Annotated in this window: 13 protein-coding genes; 7 read left to right on the top strand and 6 right to left on the bottom strand. The window is 40.9% G+C overall.

Annotation, left to right across the window (positions count from 1 at the left end; genetic code table 11):
* Window positions 1-27 precede the first annotated feature (27 nt).
* Window positions 28-1,224: a DegT/DnrJ/EryC1/StrS family aminotransferase gene (locus tag CH365_RS08280; protein ID WP_100768108.1), complete on the bottom strand. Its 1,197-nt coding sequence runs from the start codon at window positions 1,222-1,224 to the stop codon at window positions 28-30.
* Between the two features lie 119 nt (window positions 1,225-1,343).
* Here CH365_RS08280 and add point away from each other — a divergent pair, with 119 nt between their 5' ends.
* The 3 genes from add to CH365_RS08265 all read left to right on the top strand — a co-directional run bounded on the left by add (window position 1,344) and on the right by CH365_RS08265 (window position 4,740).
* The gene (gene add / locus CH365_RS08275) at window positions 1,344-2,678 is read left to right on the top strand and encodes an adenosine deaminase (RefSeq protein ID WP_100768107.1); all 1,335 of its coding nucleotides are present in this window, start codon (window positions 1,344-1,346) and stop codon (window positions 2,676-2,678) included.
* A gap of 114 nt (window positions 2,679-2,792) precedes the next feature.
* Window positions 2,793-3,341: a GyrI-like domain-containing protein gene (locus CH365_RS08270; protein WP_165782589.1), complete on the top strand. Its 549-nt coding sequence runs from the start codon at window positions 2,793-2,795 to the stop codon at window positions 3,339-3,341.
* A gap of 40 nt (window positions 3,342-3,381) precedes the next feature.
* The gene (locus CH365_RS08265; RefSeq protein WP_100768105.1) at window positions 3,382-4,740 is read left to right on the top strand and encodes an adenylate/guanylate cyclase domain-containing protein; all 1,359 of its coding nucleotides are present in this window, start codon (window positions 3,382-3,384) and stop codon (window positions 4,738-4,740) included.
* Between the two features lie 492 nt (window positions 4,741-5,232).
* Here CH365_RS08265 and CH365_RS08255 read toward each other — a convergent pair whose 3' ends face one another.
* A complete protein-coding gene (locus CH365_RS08255) occupies window positions 5,233-5,604 on the bottom strand; it encodes a DoxX family protein (protein WP_100768103.1) in 372 nt (123 codons plus the stop codon).
* A gap of 265 nt (window positions 5,605-5,869) precedes the next feature.
* Between CH365_RS08255 and CH365_RS08250 the strand changes: the two genes are divergently transcribed.
* From CH365_RS08250 to CH365_RS08235, 4 genes are read left to right on the top strand one after another with little or no spacing between them, the layout of a single operon-like run.
* Window positions 5,870-6,688, top strand: coding sequence for an efflux RND transporter periplasmic adaptor subunit (locus tag CH365_RS08250; protein ID WP_100768102.1), 819 nt, complete (start codon window positions 5,870-5,872; stop codon window positions 6,686-6,688).
* Window positions 6,689-7,936 carry an ABC transporter permease gene (locus tag CH365_RS08245; protein WP_100768101.1) on the top strand — a complete coding sequence of 416 codons (1,248 nt, stop codon included), beginning with the start codon at window positions 6,689-6,691 and terminating at the stop codon, window positions 7,934-7,936.
* Complete coding sequence (locus CH365_RS08240; RefSeq protein ID WP_100768100.1) at window positions 7,936-8,610, top strand: ABC transporter ATP-binding protein; 675 nt, start codon at window positions 7,936-7,938, stop codon at window positions 8,608-8,610. Before CH365_RS08245 ends, CH365_RS08240 begins: the two co-directional genes overlap by 1 nt.
* Complete coding sequence (locus tag CH365_RS08235) at window positions 8,607-9,170, top strand: TetR/AcrR family transcriptional regulator (RefSeq protein WP_100768099.1); 564 nt, start codon at window positions 8,607-8,609, stop codon at window positions 9,168-9,170. Before CH365_RS08240 ends, CH365_RS08235 begins: the two co-directional genes overlap by 4 nt.
* On the opposite strand, the gene prfB is transcribed toward CH365_RS08235, so the two are convergent.
* The 4 genes from prfB to CH365_RS08215 form a co-directional block, all read right to left on the bottom strand.
* The gene (prfB, locus tag CH365_RS08230) at window positions 9,167-10,270 is read right to left on the bottom strand and encodes a peptide chain release factor 2 (RefSeq protein ID WP_100768098.1); all 1,104 of its coding nucleotides are present in this window, start codon (window positions 10,268-10,270) and stop codon (window positions 9,167-9,169) included. The two genes, CH365_RS08235 and prfB, sit on opposite strands and share 4 nt — an antisense overlap.
* Window positions 10,271-10,436: 166 nt before the next feature.
* Window positions 10,437-11,282, bottom strand: coding sequence for a hypothetical protein (locus CH365_RS08225; RefSeq protein ID WP_100768097.1), 846 nt, complete (start codon window positions 11,280-11,282; stop codon window positions 10,437-10,439).
* 2 nt (window positions 11,283-11,284) lie between these two features.
* Window positions 11,285-12,556 (bottom strand): phosphoribosylamine--glycine ligase, encoded by a 1,272-nt coding sequence (gene purD, locus CH365_RS08220; RefSeq protein WP_100768096.1) that lies wholly within the window; start codon window positions 12,554-12,556, stop codon window positions 11,285-11,287.
* A gap of 31 nt (window positions 12,557-12,587) precedes the next feature.
* A complete protein-coding gene (locus tag CH365_RS08215; RefSeq protein ID WP_100768095.1) occupies window positions 12,588-15,236 on the bottom strand; it encodes a valine--tRNA ligase in 2,649 nt (882 codons plus the stop codon).
* Window positions 15,237-15,315: the final 79 nt, after the last annotated feature.

Here is a 15,315-nt window from a genome sequence, read left to right as displayed (position 1 = left end):
CCGGCGGTTCTAACGTAAATTCTACTCTTACAGATTTGTAAAAATATCTTTCACCGCAGTAACAACATCTTCGATGTCTCCATCTGTCATCCCAGCGAATAGAGGAAGAGAAAGAGTTCTTTTATACATCGCGTCTGAATTAGGATAATTTTTTCTTTCGTATCCGAATCTTTGGTAGAATGGATGTTCGTATAAAGGAATAAAATGTAGGCTGGAACCTATATTTCTTTTTTGTAATTCAGAACAAAGAATGTCTCTGTTTATCTTTCCTGGAACAGTATCTACTTCGACTCTGAATAGATGCCAAGAATGTTCTCCGTCAATCGCTGGAAGAGGTAGATGTAAAAAAGGCAAGTCTGCAAATTCAGAGCGGTAGATTTCAGCGATTTGGATCCTTCTTCTCCAAAGGTCCTCCGCCTCTGCAAGCTGCACAATCCCTAGGGCGGCAGCGATATCACTCATATTATATTTATAACCTGGAGAAACCACTTCGTAGTACCAACCGGGACGTCCGTAAGTTTCCCTGTTGATTCCATGAAGTCTCATCAGTTTCATTCTTTCTGCAAAGTGAGCATGACGAGTGGTGACCATTCCACCTTCTCCGGTGGTGATTCCTTTAGTTGCATAAAAACTGAATACCGTAAAATCACCGTGAGTCCCGATCCTTTCTCCCTTATGAACTGCGGGGAAGGCATGGGCAGAATCTTCAATTACATAAAGATGATATTCTTTTGCGAGTGAATTGATGGAATCCATATCGCAGACTGCACCTGCAAGATGCACCGGCATTACTGCACGTACCGTCTTTCCGGTTTTTTTATGAACCAGATTCCCTTTGGAAAATACACATTCTCTTTGGATGGTTTCCCTTAAGGTAGCCTCAGTCATCAGGTTGAAGATTGGGTCCACGTCAGTCAGGATTGGTTCGGCGCCAAAATAGCAGACTGTCTCAGCGGTCGCGGTAAATGTTACTGTAGGAACAAGCACTGCGTCCTCGGAACAAAGTCCTATGGATTCCAATGCGAGATGCAGCCCGGCTGTTGCCGAATTCATGGCCAGAGCAAAATCTGCTCCGGTATATTTGGCAAATTCTTCTTCGAATTCTTTTACTTTTGGTCCTGAGGTGATCCAGCCGGAGCGAAGTACTGCCGCTACTTCTTCGATTGCCTTTTCGGAAATCGAGGGGAGTGCGAAAGGTAAAAACGTTTTTCTTGCTGTGATCATGAGACAAAATCCTCCGGCGCTTCTTTTAGGATCGGAAGATTTTCAGAAAAGATAAGGGGAAAACCTTCGGAATCTTTTTCCGAATTGAAATCCGACGGGGTTTTACTTACCCTGCTCCCGTGGGCGTGACCTTCTCAGAAATTTTGGAAAGAATCCGGATCTTAGACCGGGATGTCTCCGAATTGAACCGTCTGAAAAGCAGACTCCCCGCAGATAGACCTTATTCTTCTTCTCTTCAAATTTCTTTCGATAAACAGATCAATAATCTTCTGAACGAAAGGATCCGACTTTTGGATTTGGAAATTTCAGATCCGCCTCGTTGGCTTTTAGGAGACACGGACGCTTACGATTCCGGGCAAAGAACAGCTTCCGCGTTTTTGGAACCTGCGGACCTTTCCTCCAAAAAATTACAAGACCAGGATGTTATCAACCTGATCCGAGAATTGCCCAAGACGGAGATCCATCTTCACTTGGAAGCTTGCGTCAATAAGGATACCATGAAAAAACTCATGGCTAAAAACGGGATCCAACTCAGCGACGAAGAGTTCGAAGCTAAGTTTAATTTCAAAGATCTAAACGGTTTTATTCAAGTATTCTTCTTTATCCAAAGTTTGGTGAAAGAGCCTGCTGACCTTTATCATTTCGTGGGAAGCCTCGCGGAGTATATGAGGGCAAACAGAATTTTATACACCGAAGTATTCTTTGCGCCTTCTAAGTTTATCCAAAACGGTCTGGACTTCGACGAAATGGTAAGCCAACTTGTGGAAGGTATTAGAGAAGAAAAGGAGAAGGATGGCATTGAGATCCGACTTCTTGTGGACGTTTCTAGATCTTTCGGTCCTGAAAATGCGATGAACAACTTGAATAGGGTGCTGAAGCTCAAACATAAGGAAGTAATCGGTATCGGTTTAGGTGGAGCTGAGCTCATGGGACCTGCCAGAGATTACGCAGAAGTATTCAAAAAAGCTAAAGAAGCAGGACTGAGAACAGTTGCTCACTCCGGAGAAGACGACGGTCCTTGGGCGATTTGGGAAGCTGTAGAACTTTGTAAGGCGGAGCGTATCGGTCACGGGACTTCTGCCATCCAAGATCCTGAACTGGTAAATTATCTAAGAGAAAATAAGATCCCGATAGAGATTTGTGTTACGTCTAACGTGTTTACCGGAAAATATGTGCGTAAAGAACAGAACCATCCTGTTCGTTATTATTATGACCAAGGCCTTCCGCTTTGTATCAATACGGATGACCCTGAAATATTTAATGTCAATTTGACTTATGAATATTTTAAACTTTGGAGATTTTTGGACTTCTCCTTGGATGAGATTGTGGATCTGATCCGACAAGGTGTATATGCCACTTTCCATCCTCAAAAAGAAACACTTTGGAAGGATATGGAAGTGCAGATCAAAAAAGTAAAAGAGAAATACGGTCTTTTCGAACCTAGCGTCCGATAAATTCTACTCCTAATCGCTTAAATCGATCCGATACAGATTCAAATTCAGTCAAAATCTTTCTTGCAATCGTTATCATATTTCGTTTAGACTTCCCTTCCGGAGTTTATAATGAAATTGAAAATTTTCTTAGGCGTACTTCTTGTCTTAATCGTTTCGGGGATCGGGTATTTTTATTATTTGGGTGCATTCGATACGGTCCAAGTAAAAGAAGAAACTTTAGGACCGTTCTATATCCTATCACATGATAGGGTGGGGAATTATAGAAAAGTAGGAGAAACTTTCGAAGCTATCCAGAAAGAATTTCCTGAGAAGGGAGTTAAAAATTATAAACTTTTTGCGATCTATAAGGATGATCCGAATAAAATTCCGGAAGAAAAATTAAGATGCGAAGTAGGGGCCTTGTTTTCGGAACCTGTCACAGAGATCCCTGTCGGACTTTCTATCCAATTGACATCTAAAACAATCGAAAGAAAAAAATACTTAACTGTAGATTTTCCCCTCAGAAGTTTTATCTCAATCTTTCTCGGAATTTTTAAAGTATATCCGGTGTTATTCGAGGCATGTAAACAAAGAGGATGCGATTTAGACCATCAACCTTCCATGGAGATTTACGAACCGATTATAGAAAAACAGACGAAATATCTATTACCATTGGATAAATAAGTATTTTCAATATCCGAAAATTTCGGCGAAATAGTCGCCTATGAGCGTTTTTAAAACCTGGTTCGAATATTGCCGGATCCCGGAAAGGATTTGGAAAAGACTATTATCGATTGGAGTGGAAGACGCGCCCGGAGCAAGATATATAGTAGCCACTAACGCGGTAGTATTGATCACCGCACTATTTACATTAGTGTATTATATTATCTTTACTAGTTTTGGATTATTATTCCCGATCTGGTTATATCTGCTTTGGACAGTAAATATATTCGGATATGCATTCGTGCTCTTCCTGAATTTTATACGTTCTCATAAGGCAGCAAGATTACTGTTGGCATTTGTGGGGACAATGCAACTTTTGATGATCTCAAGGATCTTACCTCAGGAAGCAGGATTGGATCTATACATTCTTGCAAGTTTTGCATTTCCATTTTATATCTTCCCCCCAGAAGAAAAGAAATACATTTATATGATGGAAACTGCGCTTGCTCTGTTGTTCGTTTCCGTACATATTATTCCTTATTTTTTCGATCCAATACTTAGTTTGGATCCCAAATACGGAAGTTACTTTTATTTTACCAGTTTGATCCTTGTGGTAGCATGGTTTTCCTTTATCGGAAAAGAATTGGCACAGGCTGCCTGGGAGGCCGACCGTTCTCTCAAAGAAGAAAAAGCAAAAACAGAATTACTTCTATTGAATATACTTCCCAGAGAAACAGCGGAAGAACTCAAAAAAACGGGAAGTTCCGAACCAAGGCTAATCACCCAAGCCACCGTGTTATTCACGGATTTTTACGGATTCACTTCTATCGCGGAAAAACTTACCCCTAACGATCTTGTAAAAGAATTAGATTTTTGTTTTAGACATTTCGATTCGGTAACCGAAACTCATAGATTAGAAAAATTGAAAACGATCGGAGATGCATATATGTGTGTAGCCGGCGTTCCTTCTTATCGATCTTCTCATGCAGTTGACAGTTTGCTTGCTGCATTAGAAATGTTGGAACGTTTAGAAGAATTATCCAAATTGAAAAAAGGCCCTAACTGGAAGGCAAGAATAGGAATCCACTCGGGCCCCCTGGTCGCAGGAGTGATCGGCGCACGAAAATTTTCCTACGATGTTTGGGGAGACACAGTCAATCTCGCGAGCCGAATGGAATCCAATAGTGAACCCGGCAAAGTAAACGTAACTCAATCCATCGTGGATCTAACCGATGAATACTTCCAATTTAAATCCCGCGGAAAACTTCCGGTGAAGAACAAAGAAAAAACAGCAATGTATTTTCTATTAGGATTAAAGCCGGAATTCAGAGACAGAAAAAATCCTCGAAACCCGAACGGAAAATTTTGGGAAGAATACGGAAAACAATTCGGAAGAAGAGAGCCGATTATTTCATACTAAAAATATTTTGGCCGCGCCGCTCGCTTTGCTCGGGCCGGGCTCTCACCTCCGGTCAAAAAACTGCCTTCGCAATTTTTTGACCACGGCTCGATCCCTCGCGGGAAATGGAGAAAGTAATCATTGTGCAAGTAAATTCATGTTGTAGGAGCTCCTACAACATGAATCAGAATGGCCCCCACCCTGCGTTGGGATTGGGGGGAGTGGCTTGTGGGAGACCTGCCCTTCGCATATCAGAAATTTCTAATTCCGGCAACTGAATTTTGCAGCTCGTGTTGGAATTCCTACATTCGAATTTTTCTTGAACTTTATATTCTTGTTTTAGTAACCGCGGCAGCGATGCGCAGATCTTTAGTCCGGACGCAAGGCGTCCGGATGAGCGTTAGCGAAATCGAAGCAGCGCGACCCGAGCAGCGGTTTTATATAACCCTTGGCCACCGACTCGCATACGCGGTCGTTTTCTCGCTCCCTATAGCCGCTGCGAAAGGGCCGCCCTTACGCTTTCTCAGCTTCTAATTTTCTCCAAGTGATGTAGGAAACTGCAACCAGTGCCAAGAAAATGAATGGAGTCGCGAAGTTCGGATCTTTTGAGAAAAGATGAGATAGTCCGGCACCTAATACGTTAAAGGTGATTCCCGCATAAGCCCATTCTTTCAGTCTTGGAAATTTAGGATAAAGAAGAGCGAGTGCACTTAAGCCCTTTGCAGGTCCTAAAATTAAAGCTACATATGCAGGATAACCGAGATGAGCGAGTCCTTCTAAAACTTGCGGGCTCTGGCTTGTGTAGGCGTAGGCTCCGAACAAATTTCCAACAGCGATAAGACCTGTGGTGGCCCAATATAAAACTTTTATAACAGTTTTGTTCATATAGATCCTCTGATTTCGAGATTCGATATAGTTATAAATTCATATTCAATTGTAAATATAAATCGAACTAGAATGTTGATCGCTCATCTGCCGTTGGAGTTCTTACACTGCGGTTCAACAACCTAGTTCTAAGAAGACTCGATTTTTAAAAAAAGTCAAAGATAGCTGATAATGACAATTTGGCATCTTTATGTGTAAACTAAAATGCAATAAAATAGTTTACTTTTCTGGTCTTGTTTCGTCCTAGTGGTATTAGGATAAAGCCATGAAAATTTCTCTTCCATTCGATCGTTGGATCCTTCAGTTCAAGGAAAGGCCTAAACTTCTTGTTTGGTGGATTCTTCCAGCAACCTTACTTTTGATTCTTTTTATTTGGAGAAGTCGGAATTCCAACACGGACACTTCCGAGATTATTCAGGGTTCCATCATAGAATCTGTATATGGTCTTGCGACTGTTAGTTCTTCGGAGGTGTATCATCTCAGAGTTGCTATTCCTTCTGCCATCCGAAAAATTTATGTGGAAGAAGGGGATCAGGTCCAAGAAGGAACTCCTCTCGTAGAGTTTGATAGTTTCGGGACTATGAGAGCTCCTTTCTCAGGAATTGTGACTAACGTTGCTTATGAGACCAAGGAAACTGTGGTTCCTCAAACGCCGGTGGTCACAGTAATGGATCTTAAAAAAAGATATCTGACTGTTTCTTTGGAAGAGAAGGGGGCCGTACGGGTCAAAAAGGGACAAAAAGTTCGCATACGTTTTGAAGCATTGGGAGATAAAAACTTCGAGGGAGAAGTGAAGTCTGTATATCCTGCAGATGGACAATTCCAAGTGCATATCATTCCGATCGGAATTCCGCCTGAGATCCTTCCAGGCATGACTGCAGATATTGCGATAGAGACTTCGAGTAAGGAAAACGTGATATTGGTGCCGATTAAAGGTATCAAGTCCGGAAAAATTAAAGTATTAGAAAACGGTAAAATTCTTATCAAAGAGATCGAGACCGGACTAATGAACGGAGAGTATGCCGAACTTGTTTCTGGGGATGTACAGTTAGGAGATAAGGTGCTTGTCCAGGAGGATAAGTAGATGTTGTTTATCGCTCTTAGGCAGATGTCTGCTCGAAAAAAACAAACCGTTTTAACCTTGCTCGGAATTATCTTAGGCGCAACCGCTTATATAGTCATCTCCGGGATTATGTTGGGGTTAAGAGAGTATCTGATTGACCAGCTTGTGAATAACGATGCTCATATAAGAATTTCTTCTCAGGTAAAAATTATCGGCGAGAAGGATTTGGATCAGGTGCTTTTCCGTTCAAAGGAAATTCCTTTTTGGTCAGTTCCTCCTTCAGGAAGAAGGGATACCGAACAGATCGAGAATCAGGCAGGGTGGCAAAAGAAAGTCGCTTCCGACCCGGATGTAGAGGCAAGTTCCCCCCAACTTCAGATAAAAGTAATATATAGAAGAGGAAAGATTGCCGAGGCAGGAAGGATCATAGGAGTCAAACCTGAATTTCAATCCAAGGTTGCCAGGATCAAAGAGAATATCATCCAAGGTGATTTTTTAGAAATCAAAGAAAGCGGGAACAAACTTGTAATAGGGGAGGGACTGAGATTATTACTCGGCGCCAGAGTTTCAGACACTGTTTATGTCAGCACTGGAAAATCGGAACCGATTCCTTTTAAAATAGCTGCTTCTTTTCAAATGGGAAACAAGGCAATCGATGAAACCACAACGTTTGCAAATTTGGGAGATGTCCAAAATTTAGGCCAGACTCCTAACCGCATCAGCGATATTGCAGTTCGTCTTAAGGATGTTTCTAAAGCGACTTTAAAAGCAAGAGAATGGGCCGAATCCGGAGATGTAAAAGTGCAAAGCTGGGAAGACGTAAACGCTACATTTATTTCCTTATTTAAAATGCAGGATGCGATTCGTTATGCTTTGGTAGGAACTATTCTTCTCGTAGCAGGATTCGGAATTTATAATATTCTAAACATTGTGATCGGACAGAAAAGAAGGGAAATTGCAATTCTTCGATCAATCGGATATGAAGCGAATGACATCTTGAAAATATTTCTGATCCAAGGACTAATATTGGGAGTTGCCGGCGGAGTTTTAGGAATGTTTCTGGGAAACCTGATTTGCAGACGACTGGAACATGTGTCTTTTTCCAATCCTCTTATGCAAACTAAGTCAGGTATGATGATGGTATCTTTTGCACCTTCTATTTATTTTCAGGCGTTTTTACTCGCGTTCATTGCAACTCTGATTGCGAGTATTTTTCCTGCTCGATCGGCGAGTAAACTCTCTCCAATCGAGATTATTCGGGGGGAATAATGGGAATCATATTAGAAAACGTTAAAAAGAGTTTCGGAAAGCCTCCGACGGAAGTGATCAAGGATATCAGCTTGGATATCCAAGAGGGCGAGTTTGTTTCTTTAACTGGAAAATCCGGTTCCGGTAAAAGTACTCTTTTATATTTGATCAGTAGCCTGGATGATCCTTCCCAAGGTAACATCAGCATAGATGGAAGAAAGATCAGCTCCTTGTCTCAAACAGATCTGCATTCTTTTAGAAATCTTCATATGGGATTCGTATTTCAATTTCATTATCTTCTCCCTGAATTTACCGCTTTAGAGAATGTTCTGATGCCTGCCTTAAAAGCGGGAAAACTCAAAGAGAAAAGAGAGGATGCAATCCGTCTTTTGAAACGATTCGATTTGGGAGATAAATTGGATCATATTCCTTCTAAACTTTCAGGAGGACAGATGCAAAGGGTTTCTATTGCAAGAGCTTTGGTAATGAAGCCGAGATATCTTTTTGCGGATGAGCCTACTGGCGCCCTGGATTCTGTGAACGCTAAGATCGTTATGGATATCTTTAGGGATATCAATAAAACGGAGGGGACAACAGTCATCATGGTCACTCACGACCCTGATTTTGCTAAATCAGCTAAGAGACAGATCAAACTTGTGGATGGTATGATCTCCAACGGGAAGGGGGAAAAATGATAGAAAGAATTTTGGAAAGAACCTTTCTCCTATTTTTATCCTCCGGTTTTGCAAAAACGAATACGGATCAGATCGCAAAACATATCGGTATAAGTAAAAGAACATTATATAAATATTATGATACCAAAGATAAGCTCATCGATTCCGTTTTTGAACTTATGAGATCTAAGGTCCAGGCAAAATTTGACAAGGTTTTGCAGGATAAGACTAAGGATCCTATCGATCGTCTAAAGGAGATTCTATTCTTTATTTCCGATTTGGGTTCTAAAATATCCAAAACATTTGCAAAGGATATAGAAACCGTACGCCCGGATTTATTCATTACCATGAGAGATTTCCGGAAACAAAGGATATTGAGTTTAGCGGACCTTCTCCGGGAAGGGCAAAAAGCAGGACAGATTAGAAAAGACGTTACACCTGAGCTGACGATCGACATTTTATTAGCTGCGGTAGACGGGATATTAAATCCGACTTACTTATTCCAAAGCCCTTACTCGAATACAATGGCATTCGACGCGATCGTTACCATCTTCTTAGAAGGTGTACAGGAGAAACATTAAAGAGTTTTTAAATACGCCATGATAAACGGCTCTATATCTCCGTCCATTACCGCCTGAATGTTTCCGGTTTCGTGATCCGTGCGGTGGTCTTTTACCATATTATAAGGATGGAATACATAGGAGCGGATTTGGCTTCCCCAAGCGATGTCCTTTTTTTCTCCCGATTTTTTTTCCAGATCGTCTTTTAATCTTTCTTGTTCCTGTTCGTAAAGTCTTGCTTTTAACATTTTAAAAGCGGTGTCTCTGTTTTTGATCTGGGACCTTTCGTTCTGGCAAGCGACTACGATTCCGCTCGGAATATGTGTGATACGAACCGCAGAGTCAGTCGTGTTAACGTGCTGTCCACCTGCGCCTGAAGAGCGATACACATCGACTCTGATATCTTTATCTTCAATTTTGATATCTATATCGTCGTCCAACTCTGGACTAACGTGAACAGAAACAAAGGAAGTATGTCTACGTTTATTCGCGTCGAAAGGAGAGATCCTCACCAAACGATGTACTCCATTCTCGCATTTCATAAATCCGTATGCAAAATCGCCTATCACGTGTATGGTGGCATTCTTTATCCCGGCACCGTCTCCCTCTTGGAAGTCTACAACGCTATATTGGTATCCTTTTTTATCGAAATATTTCAGATACATTCTAAAAAGCATTTCTGCCCAGTCTTGGCTTTCTGTTCCGCCTGCACCAGGATGGATATTTAAGAATGCAGGTTTCATATCTTCCGGCTCGTTTAAGGCTCCTAAAAGTTCCAATCTTTCGAATTCGGTCTTTAATCTTTGGTATTCGGAGCTGAGTTCGTCTACTCCCTCTTCTCCTTTTTCGTCGAAAGTTAGTTCTACTAAATCAGGAAAATCTAATATATCCCTTCTGATATTGATCCAAGGGTCTAATTTTCTTTCTAATTCTGTCTTTTTTTGGCTGATCGATTTTGCTTGGTCCGGGTTGTCCCAAAAACTAGGTTCCGCGATACGATCATTAAAGGATTTAAGTTGATCCTGGTCTTTGTCCAGGTTCAGAAGTTTCCATCGATTTAAAAAATTCTCTTGAAGCTCTTTAGAAAGGCGCTTCAGTTCCTTGGCGTTCTTAACTTCCATTTCGGTCCAATAAAATATATAATATTAATCTAATTTGCAAATTTCCGGGATTGCGACCCGAGATCTTATTGTAAAAGGAGAAAGTGTCTATAGTCCGTCACAAAACTAAGTTTACCTATACATATCTAATCTTGGGCTTCAGGAGTCCGCCCTATTAGGCAGATTCTTATCGAAAAAGGGAATCTTCTCTTTCTTCTCTGGCTTCTTCCCAGCTAAATACCGTGTCTCTGAGTTGGGGAGTGTTTCCTTCCACCGTGGAGACCAATTGATATTCTTCCTTTCTGCCAAATTCTTCCGGAAGGCGTTTTAGGACAAGTTTTCCGGAACGGATCAGATCCAAAACATGAAGTAGGAATGGATCCCTTTCGGAACGTTGTAGTTCCTTCATAGAAGAATAAAAAGGCATGATCCCTTTATAAAACCAATCTACGGTCTCGTTTTTGCCTGGAGCCCAAAGTTGCTCTAATCTGATGGACTCCTCTTGTACCAAACTTTTGCCCTGGAAAGGTTTTTGCAGATGTCTGCATTGGAAATATAGTTCGTGATTGATCTCTCTCGGAAAGGTCCGGCCGTAACCTGCACCAATCCATTCTAACCATGCTTTCTTTTCTTTGCTAGGAAGTGCAGGTATTAATGCGAATAGATAGTTTTGATTTCTGAATACTCTAGATTGTGCCAGAAAATCCAAAACCTCGTATGGGATCATGTAATGGCCTGCCTGCCATTCTATTACTATCGGAACATTCTCTACATCTAGATATTCGTCAGGAGTTTCCTTTTGGACTACATCACCGAATTGAGTAAGTATATAAATAAAAGATAATAGTTCTCTGCGCGTCATGGAACGGATCAGAGTATCCGAATCTAGTTTTTGTTTTAAGGAAGCACGAATTAAATTATACTGCTCTAAAGGATATTGATGCGGAGATAGAATGATCCCGAGATGTTTTTCTAATTTGCGAAGGTTAGACCTTTCGACTAAATCGATATTTCCAGAAACTAGAAAGGGCATAATTAAAGAGCTTTACTCGCTATGTCCTTACGGAAGAAGGTTTTGGAAATTTTGAAACCGCCGAGATAAGAATAAACCTTATCCACAGATTCTTTTAAGTCCTTACCGTAGGAAGAGATTCCTAGAATTCTTCCACCCGTCGATATTAAGTTTCCATCCTTTTTTGAAGTGCCCGCATGAAAAACTACAAGATCTTTACTATTCGTTTCCGGTAAATTCAGAGGAATATTCTTTTCATAAGAATCGGGGTAACCTTCTGCGGCCAAAACGACTACGGTAGATGCTCCTGGTCTCAAACTTATTTTTACATCTCCGAGTGCCCCTTTGGCAGATGCCTGGAAAATTTCCAATAAGTCACCTTCTAACATGGGTAAGACACATTGTGTCTCTGGGTCACCAAATCTACAATTGAACTCTACAACTCTCGGATTTCCTTTTGCATCTATCATCAATCCGGCATATAGAAGGCCTTTATAAGGATTTCCTTTCTTACGGAAGATTTCGAATACAGGTTGAAAGACCAGTGTATTTACTTTTTCTAATGTTTCTTTCGTGACGATTGGGGCCGGACAGTAGGCACCCATTCCACCTGTGTTTGGTCCTTCGTCTCCGTCATACGCTCTTTTATGATCCTGGGCTGCTGGAAGAGTAAAATAAGTATTTCCATCACTTATCGCAAAGATAGAAGCTTCTTGTCCTTCCATGAACTCTTCTATAACAACTTTGGATCCACTTTTTCCGAATTTATTATCTAAAAAGATCTCTTTTAGTGCTTGTGTAGCCTGAGAGAGTTCAGTGCAAACAGTTACACCCTTACCTGCAGCAAGACCATCCGCCTTGATTACGATAGGTGCTCCTTCTTTTTGAACATAAGAATATGCGGATTCATAATCTTCGAAAGATGCATACTTAGCGGTGGGGACTCCAGCTTCTATCATCAATGCTTTTGCAAATTCTTTGGAGCCTTCGATCTGAGCGCAATAAGCAGAAGGTCCGAAAACCGGGACTCCAATCTCTGCCAGCCAATCTACTATGCCGTCAACTAATGGATCTTCGGGGCCGACCACTACTAAATCATATTCATTTTTTTGAATAAAGCTTTGGACTGAGGATTTGTTCTTTAGATCGAAAGAATTGGGGGCTAAAACTTCTGAATCAGGAAAGCCTCCGTTCCCCGGGAAAACATACAATTGGCTGAGTTTAGGGGACTGGCGAAGTTTATAAGCAATAGCACTTTCGCGACCTCCGGAGCCGATTAAAAGGATCTTAGACATAATATTTACCGCGGTTATAGAGTCCGAAAAATTAACCTAGTTTTTCCAAACCTTTTTGGAGAACTTCTTTTTTCTCACGGACGTTTTTCAGTTTTTCTTTTTCTTTTTCGATCACATCCGGATTCGCTTTTGCAACGAAATTCTCATTTCCTAATTTAGAAGCGAGTTTCTCTTCTTCTTGGATCAATTTCTGTAATTCTTTATTTAAGCGTGCTCTTTCTTTTTCGAAGTCTATCATTCCAGCTAAAGGAAGTATCACTTCTCCGAAACGGAACGCACCAACTGAGTCCGTTTTTTCTCCAGTATAGTTTGCATTCACTTCTATACTTTCTAGACGAGCTAATTGTATGATAGAGAACTCGAAGTCTTTTACTGCAGAAGCAACTAAAGGCTCTGAAGATTTCAGGATCACCTTACATTTTTTATCCAAAGGGACACCATTCTCTGCTCTTTGAACACGGATTTGGGTCACTACATCTTGTAGAATAATAGTTTTCAAAACACCTTCGTCTTCTGCAGAAACATTATAGGAGCCTGGGAAAGGAGTTTGGATCAAGAAGTCCCCATCGCTGAATACTTCGTAAATTTCTTCGGTTAAGAACGGCATAAAAGGATGAAGAAGTCCTAAAGCCTTAATTAGAATACTTGCAAGTACTTGTTTTGCGACTTCTTTGGATTCTTCGCCCAGTTTGCCGTAAATTCTGGGCTTAACTAACTCGATATACCAATCGCAAAAATCTCCCCAAACGAAATCATAAATTTGAGAAGCCATTTCGAAAAATAGAAATTTGGAATATGCTTTTTCGTAATTAGCAAGAGTTTCATTGAACCTATGGAGGATCCATTTATCCATCGGTTCTAATTTGGAACTGTATTTGGATTCCAGATCTTCTAACTTCCAATCCGCATCCATATTCATCAGGATGAAACGACTTGAGTTCCAGATCTTATTACAGAAGGAACGATAACCGTCTAACCTGCTTTCGTCAAAAAGAACGTCTTTTGCTTCAGGTAAAGTTGCGGCCAAGAAGAAACGGAAAGAATCAGTTCCGTACTTATTCATCATATCCAAAGGATCGATAACATTACCTATGGATTTGGAAAACTTCTTACCTTCTTTATCTCTTACTAATCCGTGAATAATAACTTTTTGGAAAGGAGCCTTACCTAAAAACTTCTTACCCATCATGATCATTCTGGCTACCCAGAAGAATATAATATCGAAACCGGTTACTAGTACGGATGTAGGATAGAATTTTTTCAGATCTTCTGTATTCTCCGGCCAACCTAAAGTGGAGAATGGCCAAAGTTGGGAAGAGAACCAAGTATCTAAAACATCAGTGTCTTGTTCCACTTCTGTGGAATTACATTTAGGGCAGTTATCAACTTTGGTTTCGGAAACTTCTATATGTTTGCAATTTTTACAATGATATGCAGGGATACGATGTCCCCACCATAACTGACGAGAGATGCACCAATCTCTAATATTGTTCATCCACTCGTAGAAAGTTTTCTCCCAAAGTTTAGGAACAAATTCAGTTTCTCCGGATTGAACTGCTTGGATAGCGAGTTCAGCCAAAGGTTTCATTTTGCAGAACCATTGAGTAGATAAGTACGGTTCTATAATTTCTCCACCTCTGGAGTTATGGCCGATAGAATGAGTATGTTCTTCTATCTTCTCTACGAGGCCTAAAGTTTGCAGATCATCGATTACTTTTTTACGAGCTACGAATCTTTCTAATCCCGCGTATTTCCCTGCATTCTCATTCAGAGTTGCATTTGGATTCATCACGAGTAATGGCTTGAGTCCAAGTCTTTGGCCAGCTTCGAAGTCGTTCGGGTCGTGAGCAGGTGTGATCTTAACTAAACCGGATCCGAATTCTTTATCTACGAAGGAATCGAATAATAGTGGAATTTTTCTACCAGTAAGTGGGAGTTCCAACTCCGCACCTTTTAACGATTTATATCTTTCGTCGTCCGGATGCGCAGCCACTGCAACGTCTCCAAACATAGTCTCAGGTCTTGTGGTGGCAACAATCAGATATTTGCCAGCCTGACCAACGATGGGATAACGTAGATGATAAAGTTTACCTTTTACTTCTCTATGTTCGACTTCTAGATCCGAAATAGCAGTCAGAGTTTTAGGACACCAATTGATGATCCTTTCTCCTCTATATATTAAACCTTCGTCATATAGTGTTTTGAAAACTTTGAATACAGCTTTGGACAATCCTTCGTCCATAGTAAATCTGGAACGAGACCAATCTACTGATTCTCCTAAAAGTTTTTGTTGGTTTTGGATCATTCCACCTGAGTGTTCTTTCCATTCCCAAACTTTCTTTTCGAATTCCTCTCTAGTAAAATCTGTTCTCTTTTTGCCTTCTTTGGCGAGTTCTCTTTCTACAACTACTTGAGTAGCGATCCCAGCATGGTCTGTGCCCGGAACCCAAAGAGCGGATTTCCCTTTTTTACGTTCAATACGGGTGAGAATATCTTGGATGGTATGATTGAGTGCGTGACCAATATGAAGGCTTCCGGTCACGTTTGGAGGAGGAAGGACGATTGTAAAAGATTCCCCTGCTTTGAGGTTGGGCTCAAAACTTTTTTCCTTCTCCCAGAGAGAGATCCATTTCGGTTCTACGCTGGTAGGTTCGTAACGATCGCTGATTTGTTTCTTCATAGCCTTCGTTCGGATAGAATTTTCCGTAGAAGGAAGAGGTCAAGTCGTACTGACTCCGTAATTAAGTGAGAATACATTA

The organism is Leptospira neocaledonica (assembly GCF_002812205.1).
Taxonomy (GTDB): domain Bacteria; phylum Spirochaetota; class Leptospiria; order Leptospirales; family Leptospiraceae; genus Leptospira_B; species Leptospira_B neocaledonica.
This window is presented reverse-complemented; position numbering and strand designations above follow the sequence as displayed.